We start from the raw sequence: 18988 nt of genomic DNA on the forward strand, positions 1-18988 counted from the left end.
GCGAGGGGGGACGCCTCGGCGGTGACGCCCTCCTGGAGGTCGCCGTCGGAGGCGATGACCCAGATGGTGTGGTCGAACGGGCTGGTACCGGCGGGGGCGGCGGCGTCGGACATGCCGCGCCGCCGGCGCCGGCCGGAGGCGAAGCCCACGGAGGGGGCCCGGCCCTGGCCGCGCGGCCCGGGGGTGATCTCCACGCCGTTGGTGTGGCGGTACTCGGGGTGGCCCGGGGTGGGCGAGTCCCAGGTGCGCAGTGCCTGCAGGTCCTTCAGCTCCAGCCCGTAGCCCGACAGGTACAGCTGGATGTAGAGGGTCAGCGAGGTGTGCCCGGGGGAGAGGACGAAGCGGTCGCGGCCGGTCCACTCGGCGTCCGAGGGGTCGTGGCACATGACCTTGTTGAAGAGGAGGTACGCCGCGGGTGCCAGGCTCATCGCCGTGCCCGGGTGGCCGTTGCCCACCTTCTCCACGGCGTCCGCCGCGAGGACACGCGCCGTGTCCACCGCCTTCTGGTCCAGCTCTGTCCAGGTCAGTTCCTGCGCTTGCGTCTGTGGCACGTCTCCGAGCCCCTCTCTGTCCGGAACGGACGACGACGACGGCGTGCACGAGGCACTCCGCACCACCGGCCGTTCACCGTTGAATCTCTGGAAGTCCGGCTCCGACAGGGAACAGCATCGACGCCGGACGTGGTATTCCGGATGCTTCCTCAGCGGGCTTCGTGTCCAACACTATCCCTTCCGAACTGCCGGAGGAGGTGGGACCCGAAGATTACCGTCCGTTGCACGCGGCGCCCGGACGGACGCACGGGTGCGATGCGGGCACCGGGAGCAGGGGCGCCGGACGGTCGGTCACGAGCAGCGCGTGATCGTCGGCGCGCATCCCGCCCGATTTCTACAAGCCGTAAAAGGGTATGATGAGCACTGTCTTTTACTCCGGAAGAAACGAAAGTGTTGCCTCGTGAAGACCCAGCAGGTTCCTGCTCCGGCACGAACACCCGAGGCCCGTCAGGGTTTCGGCCGGAAGGCCAAGGCCTACCTCGCCCTGACGAAGCCCCGCGTGATCGAGCTTCTCCTGGTGACCACCCTTCCCACCATGATCTTCGCGCAGGGCGGTTTCCCGCCCCTGGGCCTCATCCTGGCCACCATGCTCGGTGGTGCCCTCGCCGCCGGTAGCGCCGGGGCCTTCAACTGCTACATCGACCGCGACATCGACAAGCTGATGCACCGCACGGAGAAGCGCCCGCTCGTCACCGGGGAGGTCTCGCCCCGCGAGGCGCTCGTCTTCTCCTGGGTGCTCGGGGTCGTGGCGATCGCCGTCCTGTGGTTCGGCGCGAACCCCCTGGCCGGGCTCCTCGGGGTCGGCGCGATCTTCCTCTACGTCGTGGTCTACACTCTGGTGCTCAAGCGCCGCACCTCGCAGAACATCGTCTGGGGCGGTGCGGCGGGTTGCATGCCCGTGCTCATCGCCTGGGCCGCGGTGACCGGTTCCGTCCAGTGGCCCGCCGTCGTCCTGTTCCTGATCATCTTCCTCTGGACGCCCCCGCACTACTGGCCGCTCTCCATGAAGTACAGCGACGACTACAACGCCGCGAGCGTGCCCATGCTCGGCGCCGTCGCCGGGGCGCGGGTGGTCTCGATCCAGGTGGTGCTGTACGCCTGGGCCATGGTGGCGTGCTCGCTGCTGCTCGTCCCGGCGGGCGCCGGCTGGGTCTACTCCGTCACGGCCGTGCTCGGCGGGGCCTGGTTCATCCGGGAGTCGCACCGCCTGTACTCGCTCGCGCAGGCCGGGGAGCTGAACAACAAGGCCGCGATGAAGGTCTTCCACGGATCGATCAGCTACCTCACGGTCCTGTTCCTCGCCCTCGCGATCGACCCGTTCGTCGGATCCGCCGTCCTCTCCTGACCGGGCGTCCCGGGGTGTCCCCCGTGACGATCCGCGCCACCGGATGATCGCCGGTCCGGCGCCGGACACCCTACGCTTGGGTGCCATGGACTTCAGCGGCCTCATCGCCTATCCCCTCACACCCTTCGACGACAGCGGGGAGGTGAGTGCCGGCGACCTCCGGATCCTCCTGGACACCCTGGCGTCCTCCGACGTCGATGCCGTGACCGTCCTGGGGTCCTCGGGGAGCTTCGCCTACCTCAGCACCACCGAGCGCCGCGACGTGGTGCGGACCGCGGTGGACGCCGTGGCGGGCCGGGTCCCCGTCGCCGTCGGCATCAGTTCCGTGGGCACCCGGGAGGTCCTGGAGGCGGCGACGGACGCGCAGGCGGCCGGCGCTGCCGGGCTCGTGCTGTCCCCGGTGTCCTACGTACCGCTGACCGAGAACGAGGTGCTGGCCCAGGTCCGGGCGGTCAGCGCGGAGACCGATCTCCCCGTCTGCCTGTACAACAACCCCGGTACCACCCAGTTCGACTACACGCTGCCGCTCGTCGCCGAACTGGCGGAACTGCCGTCCGTGGTGGCCTTCAAGGACACCGCCGCCGATGCCCGGGCGTTCAACCAGCGCCGGTCCGAGCTCACCTCGCTGCTGACGGGTGAACTCCTCCACGGTGTGAGCGGGGACTCCCTCATGCTCTCCGGGGAGGTGGCCGCCGACGCCTGGCACAGCGGACCGGCCGCGATGCTGCCGCACGCGTACGCCCGGCTACGCCGTGCGGTGGTGGGGCGTGACCCCTCCGAGGTGGAGCGGATCCGCCGCGTGCTCGGCCCGATCGTGGACCGGGTGGGCAGCCTGCGGAAGATCAGCGGACTGCACCTGCTGGCCCGCGCCTGCGGGGTCGCCGCCGGGGCTCCGCGCCCGCCGCTGCTTCCCGCCCCCGGCTCGGAGCTGCGGGAGCTCGGGCGCCTGCTCGACGCGCTCGAGGCGGAGCTCGGCGAGGCCTGAGGTGCACCCCGCACCCCCGGAGCCCGATCGGCGTCCACCCGACCCCCGGGGTTCGGGGCCGGGCGCGCCGGGCTGGCCCGTACACTGCTAGGCGACGGGGACCGCCTGCGGCGCCGCGGTGATCCGGGTGCCGGGGAGCGTGCGGCGTGTGGTGCCGGTGTAGTGCGCGTGGACCGCGGCGGCCATGAGCACCGAGGCGCCGAGCATGTGCAGGGCCACCAGGGCGATCGGCAGGTGCAGGAAGTGCTGGAGGTAGCCGACGCCGCCCTGGGCGAGGACCACGGCGGCGAGGATCAGCAGCGCCTTCCGGAGCTTGCGGTGCACCTGACCCCGGTACGCCACCACGAGTGCGAGAGCCGCCGTGGCCACGAGGAGATAGACCGGGACCGCGTGCAGCCGTGTCATGAGGTCGGAGTCGAGACCGTTCCGCGCCGCACCGTGGTCACCGGCGTGCGGCCCGGACCCGGTGACGACCACACCGAGCACGATGGTGATCGAGGTCAGGACCGTGGAGGTGACCAGGAGCTGGCGCAGGAGCGGCGGACCTGCGGGCGACCGGCGTTGCACGTACTCCCCGGTGGTGAGCCGTGCCCGGTTGACGAGCACGGTGGCCAGCGCCACGAGCACCATGGACACGATGAAGTGCAGCCCCACGACCCAGGGGTTCAGGCCCGTCCACACCGTGATCCCCCCGATGACCGCCTGCGCCGGAATACCGGCGAACAGCCCGAGGGAGAGCAGGAGGAGGTCCCTGCGCTCACGCCACATTCCCAGCACGGAGACGATCATCGCCACGGCGATGACCACGAGCACGAAGGTGAGCATCCGGTTGCCGAACTCGATGATCCCGTGGAAGCCCATCTCCGGCGTCGTGACGATCGAGTCGGCGGTGCAGCGCGGCCACTCCGGGCAGCCGAGCCCGGACGCGGTGAGGCGTACGGCACCGCCGGTCACCACGATGGCGATCTGGGAGACCAGGGAGGCGACTGCGAGACGCCGCACGAGCGGCGTGGTGGTCCGGGGTAGGCGGTCGAGCACGGGGGTCATGTCATCAGCTCCATTTGAACCAGCGGACGGCCGCCAGGGTCGAGAGGGCGGACCAGGCGAGGAGCACCAGGCACGCGACGGGATCGAGGGTGCCGTCCACGAGGGCGCTGCGGAGCCCGTCGCCCAGGGCGGCGGACGGCAGCAGCGCGACGACGGGGGCGGCGACGGCCGGTAGGCCCGCCGCAGGGATGATCACGCCACCGGCGGCGGCGAGCAGGATCCAGACGAGGTTGGTGACCGCGAGGGTGGCCTCGGGGCGGAGGGTACCGGCGACGAGGAGCCCGAGGGCGGTGAACGCCGCCGATCCCACCAGCAGCAGCAGGGCCGCGGGCAGCAGACCGTCCACGCGCGGTTCCCAGCCCATCAGCAGGGCGGCGCCACCGATCACCACCAGCTGCACCGCCAGCACCACGGCCACGGCCACGGCCTTGCCCAGGATCAGACCGGATCGCCCGAGCGGCGTGGTGGAGAGGAACCGCAGGACCCCGTACCGGCGGTCGAACCCGGTCGCGATGCCCTGACCGGTAAACGCCGTGGACATGGTGCACAGGGCGAGGACCCCGGGGGCGGCGACGTCGATCCGGCTGGCACCGTAGGCGTCGAGCAGGGGCGTGAGCACGAGTGCGGCGAGCGCCAGGAGCGGCAGGACGATCGCGAGGACCAGCTGCTCGCCGTTGCGCAGCATGGCGGCCGCCTCGTACGCACCGTGGCGCAGGACCCGCGCCGGGAGCGACGCCGCCGTACCGCCGTCGAGCGTCCGCCCGGAGGCCCGTGCACCGGGTGCCCTCGTGCTCATCGCAGGCTCCGTCCGGAGATGTCGAGGAAGACGTCCTCCAGCGACCGGGGCGCGAGGGAGATCGCCGTGGGGAGCACCCCGCAGGCGTCCCACCACTCGGCGAGCCGGGCGACGTCGAGGGCCGTGAGCGGCCCCCGCACCAGGTACCGTCCCGGTTCGTCCTCGGTGTGGAAGAGGTGGGGGAGCAGTCCGGGCGGGAGGTCGAGCCCGGGGACGGTCTCGAAGCGCAGCTCCCGCAGTCCCTCGGCGCTCGTGTCGGCCGTCAGCTCGGCCACGGTACCCTCGGCGACGGTGCGGCCGCCCTCCACGATGTACACGTAGTCGGCGAGCCGCTGCGCGTCGTCGAGCAGATGGGTGGTGAGGATGACCGCCAGTCCGTCGGCGCGCAGTTCCCGGATCAGCTCGAAGACGATGGTGCGTGACTGGGGGTCCAGGCCCGCGCTGGGTTCGTCGAGGAACACCACGTCCGGGCGGCCCACGAGTGCGCACGCGAGCGCGAGGCGCTGCTTCTGCCCGCCCGAGAGTCGGCGGATCGGGACGGCGCCGAACTCGTCGATCCCGAGGCGCCCGGCGAGGGCGTCGACGGGGAGCGGGGAGCTGTACATGGAGGCCACGTGGCGCAGCAGCACCAGCGGCCTGACCGACGGCGGGAGGCCGCCGGCCTGCAGCATGACGCCCACGCGTGCCCGGAGGTGGGGGGATGCCTTCGCGGGGTCCTCGCCGAGCAGCCGGACCGAGCCGCCGTCCGCACGCTGCAGTCCCTGCGCGCATTCGAGGGTGGTGGTCTTCCCGGCCCCATTGGCGCCGAGCAGGACGGTGACCTTCCCGTGGTCGGCCCGCAGCCGGACGCCGTCGAGCACCCTGACCATCCTGCCGTCGAGGGAGGCGATCGGGCCGAAATCCTTGATCAGGCCCTCGATCTCCAGGGCGGGGGTAGCTGTGAGCACCCCCGTATTCTACGTCAGGTAGTAGGAGCTCCGGGGGCCTGCTTGGGTAGCCTCTCCTAAGTGGTACGGCGGAATACATTAGGACATGCTCGTGTTGTGTATTTTGCCGTCTAGAGAGGATCGGACCGTGACCGCAGACTCCCAAGCCGCCACCACGGCACCCTCGCCGACGCACCCGATGCCCGGTGGTGCCTCGCGCGTCGCCGCCGACGCCGACGCGCGCACCCGTGACCGGGTGCTCTCGGCGGTCCTCGAGCGCGGGCCGGTGAGCGCCGCGGAGCTGGGGGACAGCCTCGGTTTCACGTCGGCCGCCATGCGCCGCCACCTCGACTCCCTCTCGCAGGACGGCCTGATCGAGGTCAAGCGGGTACGGAGCTCGGCCTCGGGCGCCGGCAGGCCCGCCCGACGGTACGTGCTGAGCAAGCGGGGACAGTCCACCCGGGGCAACGACTACCTGGACATCGCCACCGCTGCCCTGACCACGCTGGGGCAGGCGGTGGGTCCGGCGGCCGTGGAGGACTTCGCCCGCACACGCTTCGCGGACATGGAGGAGCGCTACCGGCCCCTCGTGGAGGCCGCGGGTCCTGATCTGGAGGACCGCTCCCGGGCCCTGGCCGGCGCCCTGAGTGCTGACGGGTTCGTGGGCTCCACCAAGGCGGTGGGCGTCGCAGGGGTGCGGGCTCCGCGCAGTGGGCCTGCATCCCGCTCCGCGATGCCCAGCATCCAGCTGTGCCAGGGCCACTGCCCCATCCAGGGCCTCGCCTCCGCGTTCCCGGCGTTCTGCGACCAGGAGACCGAGGTGTTCGCCCGGCTCCTCGGCGTCGACGTCCGGCGGCTCTCCACGCTCGCGGCCGGCGGCCACGTCTGCACCACCCACATTCCGCTCGGACGGATCCCCGCGGCTCCGGCCGCGGGACCGGCCGGGAACCAGGCAACGTTCTCCATCCATCAGCAAGGAAGGCCATGATGACGGATCAAGTAGACCGCACGTCCGCGACTCCGGCAGTACCGGACTCGGTGATCAGCGACATCCTCGAGAAGAATCCCGAGCTCGAGGGGATCGGCACCTACCAGTACGGGTGGGCCGACAAGAACGAGGTCAGCGACAACGCCCGCCGTGGTCTGAGCGAGGAGGTCGTCCGCGACATCTCCGCCAAGAAGAACGAGCCCGAGTGGATGCTCGATCTCCGGCTCAAGGGCCTGAAGTACTTCGACCGCAAGCCCATGCCTGCCTGGGGCGCGGACCTCTCCGGGATCGACTTCGACAACATCAAGTACTTCGTGCGCTCCACGGAGAAGCAGGCCAACACGTGGGAGGACCTCCCCGAGGACATCCGCACCACGTACGAGAAGCTCGGCATCCCCGAGGCCGAGCGCGCCCGTCTGGTCTCCGGTGTCGCCGCGCAGTACGAGTCCGAGGTGGTCTACCACCAGCTCCGCGAGGACCTCGAGCGCCAGGGCGTCCTGTTCCTGGACACCGACACGGCACTGCGGGAGCACCCGGAGATCTTCAAGGAGTACTTCGGCACCATCATCCCGGTGGGCGACAACAAGTTCGCCTCGCTGAACACGGCCGTGTGGTCGGGCGGCTCCTTCGTCTACGTCCCCAAGGGCGTCCACGTGGAGATCCCGCTGCAGGCCTACTTCCGGATCAACACCGAGAACATGGGTCAGTTCGAGCGCACGCTGATCATCGCGGACGAGGACTCCTACGTGCACTACATCGAGGGCTGCACGGCCCCGATCTACACGTCGGACTCGCTGCACTCCGCCGTCGTCGAGATCGTGGTGAAGAAGGGCGCGCGCGTCCGGTACACCACCATCCAGAACTGGTCCAACAACGTGTACAACCTGGTGACCAAGCGTGCGATCGCGCACGAGGGCGCCACGATGGAGTGGATCGACGGCAACATCGGGTCCAAGGTCACCATGAAGTACCCGGCGGTTTACCTGGTGGGTGAGCACGCCAAGGGCGAGACGCTGTCCATCGCCTTCGCCGGCGAGGGCCAGCACCAGGACACCGGCTCGAAGATGGTGCACATCGCCCCGAACACGAAGTCCTCCATCATCTCGAAGTCCGTGGCCCGGGGCGGCGGGCGTGCCGCGTACCGCGGTCTCGTCCAGGTCCGCGACGGCGCGACGCACTCCGCGAACACGGTGCGCTGCGACGCCCTGCTGGTGGACACCATCTCGCGCTCGGACACGTACCCCTACGTGGACATCCGCGAGGACGACGTCACCATGGGGCACGAGGCCACGGTCTCCCGCGTGAGCGAGGAGCAGCTGTTCTACCTGATGTCCCGCGGCCTGCCCGAGGACGAGGCCATGGCCATGATCGTGCGCGGCTTCATCGAGCCGATCGCCCGTGAGCTGCCCATGGAGTACGCGCTCGAACTGAACCGCCTGATCGAACTGCAGATGGAAGGGGCCGTGGGCTAGCGATGGCTGACACCACCCAGATCTCACCCGACACCACCTCCGACGGGGAGCGGACCGACCTCGGACGTTCCGCCGACAAGGCACGCATAGGTGCCCCCTCCGGCACCGTGGACACCCGCGCCGTCATCGACGGCTTCACCGAGGAGGGCGAGAGCCTTCCCGGGGGTGACGACGGGGTCGAGCAGCTCGGTTTCAAGAAGCACAGCCACGGCAACGCGCCGGTGGTCCCCGAGGCCTCCCGGGGCGAGCGTCGACGGTCCTTCGACCTCGCCGACTTCCCGGCGCTGACCGGTCTCGAGGAGGACTGGCGGTTCACCCCGCTGAGACGCCTGCGCGGTCTGCACACCGACGCGCTCACCGGTACGGCCCCCGCGGTCACGGTCGGCGGTGCCGGCAACGTGACCGTCGAGACCGTCGGCCGCGACGACGCGCGTCTCGGCTCGACCGCCACCCCGGAGGACCGCGTGTCCGCCGCGGCCTGGAACGCCTTCACGGAGGCGACCGTCATCACCATCCCGCAGGAGACGGTCGCCGACGGCGAGGTCATGGTCAGCGTGACCGGTACCTCCGCCGCGGCCTCGGCCCAGCACATCATGATCGACGCCCGGCCCTTCTCCAGGGCCGTGGTGGTCCTCGACCACTCCGGCTCCGCCACCTTGGCGCAGAACGTGGAGATCTCCGTCGGGGACGGCGCGGACCTCACCGTGGTCAGCGTCCAGGAGTGGGACGACGACGCCGTCCACGTCTCCTCGCAGCAGGCGAAGGTGGGCCGCGACGCGCGCTACAAGCACGTGGTGGTGAGCCTCGGCGGCGACCTCGTGCGCCTCACGCCGTCGTCGATCTTCACGTCGACCGGAGCCGAGGCCGAGATGTACGGCCTGTACTTCGCCGACGCCGGGCAGCACCTGGAGCAGCGCCTGCTCGTGGACCACGCCACCCCGAACTGCAAGTCCCGCGTGACCTATAAGGGAGCCCTGCAGGGCGAGGACGCGCACACCGTCTGGGTGGGCGACGTCCTGATCCGCAAGGCCGCCGAGGGCACGGACACCTACGAGACGAACCGCAACCTGCTCCTCACGGACGGCGCGCGCTCGGACTCGGTGCCGAACCTGGAGATCGAGACGGGCCTGATCGAGGGGGCGGGCCATGCCAGTGCCACCGGACGCTTCGACGACGAGCACCTGTTCTACCTGATGGCCCGCGGCATCCCCGAGAAGGCCGCGCGCCGGCTCGTGGTGCGGGGCTTCCTCACCGAGGTCATCCAGCAGATCAAGGTCCCCGCACTCGAGGAACGGCTCTCGGAGTCGGTGGAGCGCGAACTCGCCGCGGGTAACCTCTGATGGCGGGCGAGCCGAGCGGTGAGCTGATCTGCAGCGTCGACGACCTCCAGGTCAAGCAGGCGCTGCGCGTCCTGATCGAGGACTACCCGGTGGCCGTGGTGCGCGACTCCGACGGCGAGATCCACGCCCTCGGCGACACCTGCTCGCACGCCGAGGTCTCCCTCTCCGACGGCGACGTCGAGGGGTGCGCGATCGAGTGCTGGGGCCACGGCTCGCAGTTCGACCTCCGCAGCGGCGCCCCGCTGCAACTCCCGGCGTACGAGCCCGTCCCGGTGTTCGCGCTCGAGGTCCACGACGGCAACGTCTACGTGGACATCTCGACGGTCACCAACGGTGCCCCCGCCCCGCAGCTCGGCTGACGCCGCAGCACGCGCCATCCCCCCTGCACAGCAGACGAACGAGAAGGAACACGATGTCCACACTTGAAATCAAGGACCTGCACGTCAGCATCGACACCGAGCAGGGGAACGTCCCCATCCTCAAGGGTGTCACCCTGACCATCAACACCGGCGAGACCCACGCCATCATGGGACCGAACGGCTCCGGCAAGTCCACGCTGGCCTCCACCATCGCCGGGCACCCCCGCTACACCGTGGACAGCGGCTCCATCACGCTCGACGGCGAGGACGTCCTCTCCATGAGCGTGGACGAGCGCGCCCGCGCAGGTCTCTTCCTGGCCATGCAGTACCCCGTCGAGGTCCCCGGCGTCACCATGACGAACTTCCTGCGGACCGCGAAGACCGCGCTGGACGGCGAGGCCCCGAGCCTGCGCCACTGGACCAAGGACGTCAAGACGGCCATGTCCGCACTGCGGATCGACGCCGACTTCGCCCAGCGCAACGTCAACGAGGGCTTCTCCGGTGGTGAGAAGAAGCGCGTGGAGATCCTGCAGCTCGAGCTCTTCCGCCCCAGGTTCGCGATCCTCGACGAGACCGACTCCGGACTCGACGTCGACGCCCTGAAGATCGTGTCCGAGGGCGTGAACCGCGAGCACTCCAAGGGCGAGATGGGTACGCTGCTCATCACCCACTACACGCGGATCCTGCGCTACATCAAGCCGGACTTCGTGCACGTCTTCGTGGCGGGCCGGATCGCCGAGCAGGGCGGGCCCGAGCTGGCCGACCAGCTCGAGGCCGAGGGCTACGACCGCTTCACGGCCGTCGGGGCCTAGGACACCAGCACCCCACCCGGCACCCGACGTGCCGGGCCCCTCGGAAAGGAACAGGGCAATGAGTGATGTGCAGCAGGCGCCGACGGCGCTGGACGACGTCGAGGAGGCGCTCCGGGACGTGATCGATCCCGAGCTCGGAGTGAACATCGTGGATCTCGGGCTGCTCTACGGCCTGAACTACGCCGAGGACGGCGCCCTACTGATCGACATGACGCTTACCACGGCGGCGTGCCCGCTGACCGACGTGCTCGAGGAGCAGGTGGGTCAGGCACTGGACGGCGTGGTGGACGAGTGGCGGCTCAACTGGGTGTGGATGCCCCCGTGGGGGCCGGAGCGGATCACCGAGGACGGTCGCGACCAGATGCGGGCGCTCGGGTTCAACATCTGAGGTTTCGACGTTCGAGGCAGGTACTCCACGTCGAGGGGCGGTCCCGGCAGCCCCCGGGGCCGCCCTCCTGCGTCTCCGGACACGGGCGCGGGAGCGCTCACTCCTCCTCGGGGTGCTCCCCGAGGCCGCGGGCCGCGAGCGCCTCGCCCGTCCGGGGGGCATAGGCGACGGCTCCGACCACCAGGGGCACCCCCACCACGCGCGGGTTCCGCTCCAGGCCCCGGGCACGCGCGGCGGCGCGCAGGTCCAGGACCGAGCCCGCCAGGTACGGGATGCTGCGCAGCATGACGGACAGCGTGAGGGCGAAGCGCTCCGGGTCGGCACCGAGGCGCTCCAGCGGTGCCACCAGGCGCACCACGCCGTCGAGGAGGACCGGCAGGGGGGTGGTCAGTGTCAGTGCGCGGGCGGCCAGCAGGCACGCCGCGATCCCGCCGGCCACCGCGAACGCCCGCGTCCCACCGGTCATGAGGCCCTGGGAGAGGGCCAGGACCGCGAGGACGGGCAGGGCCGGCAGCAGCATCCGCAGGATCCGGGCGGGGGAGCGGTGGGCTCCGACGGCCAGCGTGACTCCGGTGAAAGCGAGGACGACGACGACGACCGCGGGGGAGCGCCATCCCACCACCGCGACGACCACGGCCAGCGATCCGGCAGCCTTGACCGGCAGCGGCGTGCGGTACAGGAAACCCCGGCCGGGTTCGAACAGACCGAGCGTGGTTCCGTAGCCCCTCACGACGCCCTCACTCCGTGGTGCACGTGGCTGCCGCGAGGTCCCGGTACCGCGCCACCGCCTCGCCGGGATCGCCGTCGAACACCACGCGGCCGTCGTCGACGACGAGGGTGCGGTCGGCGTCGAGGGCGAGATCGAGATCGTGCGTGGTGAAGAGGACCTGCTGGTCGAGCCCCGCGATGAGCCGGCGGATCCGGGCCCCGTTGCCCAGGTCCAGGAGGGTGGTGGGCTCGTCGGCCACCAGGATCCTGGGCTCGACGGCGGCCACGACGGCGAAGGCGAGGATCTGGCGTTCCCCGCCGGAGAGGTCGTAGATGCTCCGATCGGCGAGATGGGCGATCCCGAAGCGGTCCAGGACCTCCTCCGCCCGGGCCCGGTGTTCCCGAGCGGGCAGCCGCCGGGTGCGCAGGGAGAGCTCCACGTCCTCCCGGCCGGTCGGCATGACGAGCTGCGAGAGCGGGTCCGTGAACACGAACCCCACGTTCCGCCGGACCCGCCGCCCGGCGGTGCGGGTGTCGTCCCCGAGGACCCGCACGCGCCCCGTGGTGGGTTCCCGCAGCCCGTTGATCAGCCGGAGGAACGTGGACTTGCCGGAGCCGTTCGCGCCGATCACCGAGACGCGCCGCTCGGGCACGGACAGGGTGAGCGGGTGCAGCAGCACGCGGGGGTGGCCGTCGTCGATCCGCACGCCCACGCCGTCGAACTCAAGCACCGGTGCGGGGACCCGTGGGGAGCAGGCGGGGGAACGCCCGGTGCACGGCCGCGCCGAGCACGGTGGCGAGGAGGTTCTTCACCACGTCCCCCGGCAGGTACGCGGCGTCGACCAGCAGGGCGGGGACGGGATCGAGACCGGCATTCACCAACAGACCCGCCACTCCGAGGGGGTGGACGGTGAGCAGGGACGCGATCAGGCAGGCGAGGAAGACCACCGGCGCACGGAACCGTCCCGTCCGGGCCACCGATCTGGTGGTGAGCCACCCCGCGAGCAGCGCCGCGAGGGGGAAGCCCAGCAGGTAGCCGGCCGACGGGCCCGCCAGCACCCCGACGCCTCCGCTGAAGCCGCTGAACACCGGCAGGCCGATCAGACCCGCGGCGAGGTAGAGCAGCACGGCGGCCGTACCGCGGCCCGGTCCCAGCACCACCCCGGCGAGGACCACGCCGAGTGTCTGCAGGGTGATGGGCACCCCGAGCGGTCCCACCGGGATACCGGGTAGGATTGACAGGGCGGCGATCAGGGCGGCGAAGACCGCGATCAGTGAGAGATCGGTGGCGTCCCACCGTCTCCTGGACCGTCGTCGCTCCCGGGATCGCCCGGATCGGGACGTCGTCGCTGGCTGCATGGTTCGCACTCCTCGCACGGGCCGGGAGTGCCACCGGGTGCCCCGGTGGTCGTCGAGATCCTCCAGCCACCACTGCTTCCCTCCCGACACTAGCGTCGGACCCGCTGGGATCCTTTGGAGGATTCCTACAGAAAATCTGCCGTCACCGGCACCACGGAAAGGCCGTCATCGTGATCAGCGTATCGAACCTGGAGCTACGGGCAGGAGCCCGCCTGCTGATGGACGAGGTGAACTTCCGCGTCGACAAGGGCGACAAGATCGGGCTCGTGGGGCGCAACGGCGCCGGGAAGACCACGCTCACCAAGGTGCTGGCGGGGGAGGCCCTGCCCGCCGGCGGTGCGGTGCACCGCTCCGGTGAGATCGGGTACCTGCCGCAGGACCCGCGCACCCCGAACATGGAGCAGCTGGCGCGGGACCGCATCCTCTCCGCCCGCAACCTCGACGAGGTGGTCACCGAGCTGCGCCAGGCGCAGGAGGACATGGCGAGCGAGAAGACCTCGGTGCGGAACAAGGCCATGGCGCGCTACGACCGCATCGAGGCGGCGTTCCTCGCCGGGGGCGGGTACTCGGCGGAGGCCGAGGCGGCGTCGATCTCCTCCAACCTGGCCCTGCCCGAGCGGATCCTCAACCAGCCACTGAGCACCCTCTCCGGCGGTCAGCGCCGCCGCGTGGAGCTGGCACGCATCCTGTTCTCCGGGGCGGAGACCATGCTCCTCGACGAACCCACCAACCACCTCGACGCCGACTCCATCGCCTGGCTGCGGGACTTCCTCAAGAACCACCAGGGCGGGCTGATCGTGATCAGCCACGACGTCGAACTGCTCGAGGCCACCGTGAACAAGGTGTTCCAGCTGGACGCCAACCGCGCCACGATCGACATCTACAACATGGGCTGGAAGCGGTACCAGCTCCAGCGCGAGACGGACGAGCGCGCCCGCAAGCGCGAGCGCGCCAACGCGGAGAAGAAGGCGCAGGTCCTCATGGACCAGGCCAACAAGATGCGCGCCAAGGCCTCCAAGGCCGTGGCCGCACAGAACATGGCCAAGCGGGCCGAACGGCTGCTCGGCGGGCTCGACGCCGTGCGGGCCACCGACCGGGTGGCCGCCCTGCGCTTCCCCGAGCCCTCGCCCTGCGGCAAGACGCCCATGACGGCCGAGGGGCTCAGCAAGTCCTATGGGTCGCTGGAGATCTTCACGGACGTGGACCTCGCGATCGACCGCGGGTCCAAGGTGGTGATCCTCGGCCTGAACGGTGCGGGGAAGACCACGCTGCTGCGCATGCTCGCCGGGGTGGACACCCCCGACACCGGACAGGTGGTCCCTGGCCACGGACTCAAGGTCGGCTACTACGCCCAGGAGCACGACACCCTGGACACGCAGCGCACCGTGCTGGAGAACATGAAGTCCTCGGCACCGGACATGCAGGACGCCGAGGTACGCGGTATCCTCGGCTCGTTCCTGTTCTCCGGGGATGACGTCGACAAGCCGGCCGGTGTGCTCTCCGGTGGCGAGAAGACCCGCCTGGCGCTCGCCACCATCGTGGCGTCCTCCGCCAACGTCCTGCTGCTCGACGAGCCCACGAACAACCTGGACCCTGCCAGCCGCGCGGAGATCCTCGGCGCGTTGAAGAACTACAGCGGTGCCGTGGTGATGGTCAGCCACGACGAGGGCGCGGTGGACGCCCTGGATCCCGAGCGCGTGGTGCTGCTGCCCGACGGCGTCGAGGACCTCTGGAACGCCGACTACCTGGAGCTCGTCACCCTCGCCTGACCCTGGCCCGACGGAGTGCGTCCATGTACCCACCGTAGGGTGGGCGCATGGATTTCGAGCACCTCCGTACACTGTGCCTCAGCTTTCCCGGGACCTACGAGGATCATCCGTTCGGCCCGGACACCGCGGTGTTCCGCCTCCGGGCACGGCGGTCCGACGGCAGCTCCGCGCCCGGGAAGATGTTCGCACTGGCGAATCCGGACGCCGTCCCCCGGTGGTGTCGCTCAAGTGCGAGCCGGCCCTCGCCGTCCGGCTCCGCGCGGCACATCCCGGGATCACCGGCGCCTGGCACCTGGACAAGAAGCACTGGAACGGTGTGCGGCTCGACGGCGACCTCCCCGCGGAGATGGTGCGCGACCTCGTCGAGGACTCCTACGACCTGGTGGTCGCGTCCCTGCCGGTGGCGGACCGCCGCGCCATCGGATGGTCGGACGAGGCGACCGGCCCGGACCTCGCGAGGACGTCCGGTGCGACGGCGGAGGACACCGGGCGTTAGCGGACGTCCTGGGCGTCGAGGATGGCGTCCTCCTGCTCCTCCGAGGAGGGATGGCGACGACGTCGCTCCCGGGGCGCGGGTGCCGAGCCGTCCTGCTCCGCGTCGCTGCGCCGCTGCTGCCGGGCCGCGTACCCGAGTCCCACGAACGCGAGGACGCCGAAGGCGAACCACTGCAGGGAGTAGGAGAGGTGGGGCCCCTCGTCGATGGAGGGCTTCGGCGCGAGGGCGGGCGTCTCGTCGGCCGCCGGCCGCTCGAGGGCCAGCAGACCGTAGGCGGACTGCTGGAGGGGGTAGTCCACCCGCTCGGCGAGTGCCGGGAGGTTGATGGAGGCCACCTGGCCGTCGGGAGCTCCGCGCCGCACCTCGGGCTCTCCCGGCTTGGTCCGCGCCGTCACCTCCACCCGGCCGGCGGGTGGTGCCGGGACGGTGTCCGGGTACCCCGCCTCGTCGTTGCCGATCGGCAACCACCCGCGGTCGACGATCACGGCGCTGCCGTCGTCGAGCCGCAGCGGCGTGAGGACCTCGTAGCCGGGCTGCCCGTTGAACGGTCGGTTCCGGACGATCACCTGCTGCTCGACGTCGTAGGTTCCCGTGAAGGTGATCGGTGTCCACTCACGCGCGTCGTCGTACTCGTCGAAGCCGTTCTGCCCCGGCACATAGCGCTCGGGGGCGGCGTCGTAGTTCGCCTCGATGCGGTGGATGTTCTGCACCACGGCCTCACGGCGCTCGAGCTGCCAGTGCCCGAGTGCCACACAACCCGCGGCGATCACCATCACCATGGCGAGCCAGCCCAGCCAGCGGGCGGAGAAGAGGAAGCGGTACACCTAGCGGGTCTCCATCGGTCGGTCAGCGGTCAGGGGAAGGGTCTCCTTCCAGAGTCCACGATCCCGCAGGTACTCCTCGAACCATTCCACGTGGTCGGGGCAGGACGCCCAGGCCTTCCTGCGCTCCGCCGTGTGGATGCGCGGGTTGTTCCACAGCAGTTGCCACTGCGCCCCGCTCCGGCACCCCTTGCGCGAGCACACCGGAGCGCCTTCCGGACCGGGGGTGCTCCGGAACAGGCCGAGGCCGGCAGCCGACGCGCCGGCTGCAGGGCCGTTCGAGGGGAACGCCTCAGACATCCGCGGAAGGCCTCGGCATTCCCGTGGCGTGCGCTCCGTGCGGCGCTGCCGGCTCGTCGTCCACGAGCTCGCCGCTCAGGACGTCGTCGGAGTCGTCGGGTGCGGGATCGACCACCCGTGCCTCGATCTCGCGCACCGGCGCGCGGTCCAGAAGGGCGTCACTGTGGCGGATGTTGCTCGTGTCGCTGCCACCGTTGGCGAGGATCACGGCGAAGTAGGGGAGGAAGACCGCACCGGCGATCATGACCCAGGACAACCATCCGTAGGGCACCACGAACACCAGGACGAAGCAGACCAGACGGATGCTCATGGAGACGGTGTACCTGATCATCCGGGTACGCATCTCGTCGCTGTGCGCCTCGCGTGCGTCGGAAATGCTGTGGACATCTGCGTCGTGCTTCGTTTGCCTACTCATCACACTCCAAATGGACCTGCCCTATTGTGTCACTCCGGCTCCCGTTGCCGAAGTCGGGGTCTGCAACGCTACGATCGTCGGAAATGGTGGACCGGTCCCGCCGGGAGCGGGGCCCGGAGGACCGCCGTGTTCCACCCTGTACAACAACCGACCGGGCGCTCCTGTTCCGGTCCGCGAGACATGAGGAGCTTGACTTGGTACCAGCTGCAGACGGCGCGACGACGGGCCGCAGTGTCCTCATCACCGGGGGGAACCGGGGGATCGGGCTGGCCATCGCGCGGCAGTTCCTGGCCGGTGGTGACAAGGTCGCCATCACCTACCGCAGTGGCGAGGTACCCGAGGGGATGCTCGGCGTCGAGGCCGATGTCACGAGCGAGGAGCAGATCGACGCGGCGTTCTCGCAGGTCGAGGCGGAGCACGGACCCGTCGAGGTCCTCGTGGCGAACGCGGGCATCACCCGGGACACCCTGCTCCTGCGCATGTCCGAGAGCGACTTCACCGATGTCATCGACACGAACCTCACGGGTGCCTTCCGCGTGGTCAAACGCGCCTCACGGGGCATGCTGCGGCTCAGGCGCGGCCGGGTGATCCTCATCTCGAGCGTCACCGGCCTCTACGGTGCACCGGGACAGATCAACTACTCCGCCTCGAAGTCCGGCCTGATCGGCATCGCACGGTCCCTCACCCGGGAGCTCGGCTCCCGTGGCATCACGGCCAACGTCGTGGCGCCCGGCTTCATCGACACGGACATGACGGCGGAACTGCCCGAGGACACCCGCAAGAACTACCTCGCGACCATCCCGGCAGGCCGGTTCGCGTCCCCCGAGGAGGTGGCCGGTGTGGTCTCCTGGCTGGCCGGTGACGCCGCCGGGTACATCTCGGGCGCCGTCATCCCCGTGGACGGCGGCCTCGGCATGGGTCACTGACCCCGGCAGACCCGCCCCGCCGTAGACATCCCAGCACCCAGCAGAAGGAGCACCATGGTCACCCTCGAGGGCACCACAGCAATCATCACCGGATCATCGCGCGGCATCGGGGCGGACGTGGCGCAGCAGCTCGCCGCCCAGGGTGTCGCCGTGGTGGTCAACTACCGTCAGAAGGCCCCGCGCGCGAACAAGGTGGTCGCGGGCATCGAGGCGGCGGGCGGCAGGGCCGTGGCCGTCGGCGCCGACCTCACCACACCCGAGGGACCCGCCGCCCTCGTGGACGCCGCGGTGTCGACCTTCGGGGGGCTGGACCTGCTGGTGCTCAACGCCTCCGGAGGCATGGAGACGTCCATGGGGGAGGACTACGCGCTGCGGCTCAACCGTGACGCCCAGGTGGCCATGCTCACCGCCGCCACCGAGGTGATGCCGGCCGGGTCGCGCGTGGTGTTCATCACCAGCCACCAGGCCCACTTCATCGGGACGGTGGAGACCATGGAGGCGTACGAGCCCGTGGCCCGCAGCAAGCGCGCCGGCGAGGACGCGCTCCGCGCACTCGTGCCCGAGCTCGAGGAGAAGGGCATCTCGCTCGTGGTGGTCTCCGGCGACATGATCGAGGGGACGGTCACGGCCACGCTGCTGGACCGGGCCACGCCGGGCGCCATCGAGGCGCGCCGCCAGGAGGCCGGCCGCCTGTACTCGGTGGAGGAGTTCGCCACCGAGATCGTCCGGATGGTCACGGCCGACGTCCCGTCGGGTCACACGGAGTACGTGGGCGGCGCGGAGGACTTCCTCGCCAAGAGCTGACGGTCCGTCCCGGCGGCGGTCCCCACCGGGGCCGCCGCCGGGACGTCACAGACCGGCGAAGTGCCGCACCACGTCGAGGTCGGGCAGGGCGAGAGCCGCGTCCGCAGCGGCCCGGACCGCCGGTTTCGCGTTGAAGGCGACGCCGAGACCGGCGGCTCCCAGCATGTCGAGGTCGTTGGCGCCGTCACCCACCGCGCGGGCCGCCGCCGGGGGGCCGCCGGCGCGCCCGGCGGAGGCGCGGAGCACGCGTCCTGCACCCGCCGGCCCCCCGCGGGACCGGACACCCGCCCGGCCGGTTCGCCGGGGCCGAGCTCGAGCCCGTTCGCCTTCCGGAAGGCCAAGCCGAGCCGCCCGCCAGCGGCGCAGGGCCTGGGAGAAACC

The 18988-nt window shown here is 70.6% G+C and carries 22 protein-coding genes and 1 pseudogene; 12 read left to right on the top strand and 11 right to left on the bottom strand.

Going from position 1 to position 18988, the window contains the following annotated elements; all coding sequences use genetic code 11:
• Window positions 1-551, bottom strand: a pseudogene (locus AC792_RS13660) (transketolase); the annotation flags it as partial.
• Between the two features lie 400 nt (window positions 552-951).
• Here AC792_RS13660 and AC792_RS13665 point away from each other — a divergent pair.
• Window positions 952-1896, top strand: coding sequence for a heme o synthase (locus AC792_RS13665; protein WP_049831057.1), 945 nt, complete (start codon window positions 952-954; stop codon window positions 1894-1896).
• A gap of 85 nt (window positions 1897-1981) precedes the next feature.
• On the top strand, window positions 1982-2881 hold the full coding sequence (locus AC792_RS13670; RefSeq protein WP_160317650.1) for a dihydrodipicolinate synthase family protein: 900 nt from the start codon (window positions 1982-1984) through the stop codon (window positions 2879-2881).
• Window positions 2882-2968: 87 nt separating this feature from the next.
• On the opposite strand, the gene AC792_RS13675 is transcribed toward AC792_RS13670, so the two are convergent.
• From AC792_RS13675 to AC792_RS13685, 3 genes are read right to left on the bottom strand one after another with little or no spacing between them, the layout of a single operon-like run.
• Window positions 2969-3928 (bottom strand): COX15/CtaA family protein, encoded by a 960-nt coding sequence (locus AC792_RS13675; RefSeq protein ID WP_049831059.1) that lies wholly within the window; start codon window positions 3926-3928, stop codon window positions 2969-2971.
• Between the two features lie 4 nt (window positions 3929-3932).
• Window positions 3933-4724: an ABC transporter permease gene (locus tag AC792_RS13680; protein ID WP_049831060.1), complete on the bottom strand. Its 792-nt coding sequence runs from the start codon at window positions 4722-4724 to the stop codon at window positions 3933-3935.
• Window positions 4721-5671, bottom strand: coding sequence for an ABC transporter ATP-binding protein (locus AC792_RS13685; protein ID WP_049831061.1), 951 nt, complete (start codon window positions 5669-5671; stop codon window positions 4721-4723). Before AC792_RS13685 ends, AC792_RS13680 begins: the two co-directional genes overlap by 4 nt.
• A 178-nt stretch (window positions 5672-5849) precedes the next feature.
• Between AC792_RS13685 and AC792_RS13690 the strand changes: the two genes are divergently transcribed.
• Genes AC792_RS13690 through AC792_RS13715 form a run of 6 tightly spaced genes read left to right on the top strand, consistent with a single transcriptional unit; the run spans window position 5850 to window position 11009 of the window.
• A complete protein-coding gene (locus tag AC792_RS13690; protein ID WP_049831074.1) occupies window positions 5850-6638 on the top strand; it encodes a helix-turn-helix transcriptional regulator in 789 nt (262 codons plus the stop codon).
• Window positions 6638-8110, top strand: coding sequence for a Fe-S cluster assembly protein SufB (gene sufB, locus AC792_RS13695; protein WP_049831062.1), 1473 nt, complete (start codon window positions 6638-6640; stop codon window positions 8108-8110). The genes AC792_RS13690 and sufB overlap by 1 nt, the downstream gene beginning before the upstream one ends.
• Window positions 8111-8112: 2 nt before the next feature.
• Window positions 8113-9450, top strand: a complete 1338-nt coding sequence (gene sufD / locus AC792_RS13700; RefSeq protein ID WP_049831063.1) for a Fe-S cluster assembly protein SufD — start codon at window positions 8113-8115, stop codon at window positions 9448-9450.
• On the top strand, window positions 9450-9809 hold the full coding sequence (locus AC792_RS13705) for a non-heme iron oxygenase ferredoxin subunit (protein WP_049831064.1): 360 nt from the start codon (window positions 9450-9452) through the stop codon (window positions 9807-9809). Before sufD ends, AC792_RS13705 begins: the two co-directional genes overlap by 1 nt.
• 53 nt (window positions 9810-9862) lie before the next feature.
• Complete coding sequence (sufC, locus tag AC792_RS13710) at window positions 9863-10621, top strand: Fe-S cluster assembly ATPase SufC (RefSeq protein WP_049831065.1); 759 nt, start codon at window positions 9863-9865, stop codon at window positions 10619-10621.
• A 58-nt stretch (window positions 10622-10679) separates the two neighbouring features.
• Window positions 10680-11009: a metal-sulfur cluster assembly factor gene (locus AC792_RS13715; RefSeq protein ID WP_049831066.1), complete on the top strand. Its 330-nt coding sequence runs from the start codon at window positions 10680-10682 to the stop codon at window positions 11007-11009.
• A 97-nt stretch (window positions 11010-11106) separates the two neighbouring features.
• Here the strand turns inward: AC792_RS13715 and AC792_RS13720 are convergent, their stop codons facing one another.
• From AC792_RS13720 to AC792_RS13730, 3 genes are read right to left on the bottom strand one after another with little or no spacing between them, the layout of a single operon-like run.
• Window positions 11107-11739, bottom strand: a complete 633-nt coding sequence (locus AC792_RS13720; RefSeq protein WP_049831067.1) for an energy-coupling factor transporter transmembrane component T family protein — start codon at window positions 11737-11739, stop codon at window positions 11107-11109.
• Window positions 11740-11746: 7 nt separating this feature from the next.
• Window positions 11747-12448: an energy-coupling factor ABC transporter ATP-binding protein gene (locus tag AC792_RS13725; RefSeq protein ID WP_049831068.1), complete on the bottom strand. Its 702-nt coding sequence runs from the start codon at window positions 12446-12448 to the stop codon at window positions 11747-11749.
• The gene (locus AC792_RS13730; protein ID WP_049831075.1) at window positions 12441-13076 is read right to left on the bottom strand and encodes a biotin transporter BioY; all 636 of its coding nucleotides are present in this window, start codon (window positions 13074-13076) and stop codon (window positions 12441-12443) included. Before AC792_RS13730 ends, AC792_RS13725 begins: the two co-directional genes overlap by 8 nt.
• A gap of 170 nt (window positions 13077-13246) precedes the next feature.
• On the opposite strand from AC792_RS13730, the gene AC792_RS13735 reads away from it, so the two are divergent.
• A complete protein-coding gene (locus tag AC792_RS13735; RefSeq protein ID WP_049831069.1) occupies window positions 13247-14845 on the top strand; it encodes an ABC-F family ATP-binding cassette domain-containing protein in 1599 nt (532 codons plus the stop codon).
• 214 nt (window positions 14846-15059) lie between these two features.
• Complete coding sequence (locus AC792_RS18230) at window positions 15060-15341, top strand: MmcQ/YjbR family DNA-binding protein (RefSeq protein WP_442853624.1); 282 nt, start codon at window positions 15060-15062, stop codon at window positions 15339-15341.
• Here the strand turns inward: AC792_RS18230 and AC792_RS13745 are convergent.
• From AC792_RS13745 to AC792_RS13755, 3 genes are read right to left on the bottom strand one after another with little or no spacing between them, the layout of a single operon-like run.
• Window positions 15338-16165 carry an SURF1 family cytochrome oxidase biogenesis protein gene (locus tag AC792_RS13745; RefSeq protein WP_049831070.1) on the bottom strand — a complete coding sequence of 276 codons (828 nt, stop codon included), beginning with the start codon at window positions 16163-16165 and terminating at the stop codon, window positions 15338-15340. The two genes, AC792_RS18230 and AC792_RS13745, sit on opposite strands and share 4 nt — an antisense overlap.
• Window positions 16166-16462: a hypothetical protein gene (locus AC792_RS13750; RefSeq protein ID WP_235436767.1), complete on the bottom strand. Its 297-nt coding sequence runs from the start codon at window positions 16460-16462 to the stop codon at window positions 16166-16168.
• On the bottom strand, window positions 16455-16877 hold the full coding sequence (locus AC792_RS13755; protein WP_049831071.1) for a DUF3099 domain-containing protein: 423 nt from the start codon (window positions 16875-16877) through the stop codon (window positions 16455-16457). The genes AC792_RS13750 and AC792_RS13755 overlap by 8 nt, the downstream gene beginning before the upstream one ends.
• 194 nt (window positions 16878-17071) lie before the next feature.
• Here AC792_RS13755 and fabG point away from each other — a divergent pair, with 194 nt between their 5' ends.
• Entirely contained in the window at window positions 17072-17803 is a 732-nt protein-coding gene (gene fabG / locus AC792_RS13760) for a 3-oxoacyl-ACP reductase FabG (RefSeq protein ID WP_235436769.1), read from the top strand.
• Window positions 17804-17857: 54 nt separating this feature from the next.
• A complete protein-coding gene (locus tag AC792_RS13765; protein ID WP_049831072.1) occupies window positions 17858-18607 on the top strand; it encodes an SDR family oxidoreductase in 750 nt (249 codons plus the stop codon).
• A gap of 45 nt (window positions 18608-18652) precedes the next feature.
• Here the strand turns inward: AC792_RS13765 and AC792_RS13770 are convergent, their stop codons facing one another.
• Window positions 18653-18853, bottom strand: a complete 201-nt coding sequence (locus AC792_RS13770; RefSeq protein ID WP_049831073.1) for an HAD hydrolase family protein — start codon at window positions 18851-18853, stop codon at window positions 18653-18655.
• Window positions 18854-18988 lie beyond the last annotated feature (135 nt).

This window comes from Arthrobacter sp. RIT-PI-e (genome assembly GCF_001187915.1).
Taxonomy (GTDB): Bacteria; Actinomycetota; Actinomycetes; order Actinomycetales; family Micrococcaceae; genus Arthrobacter_D.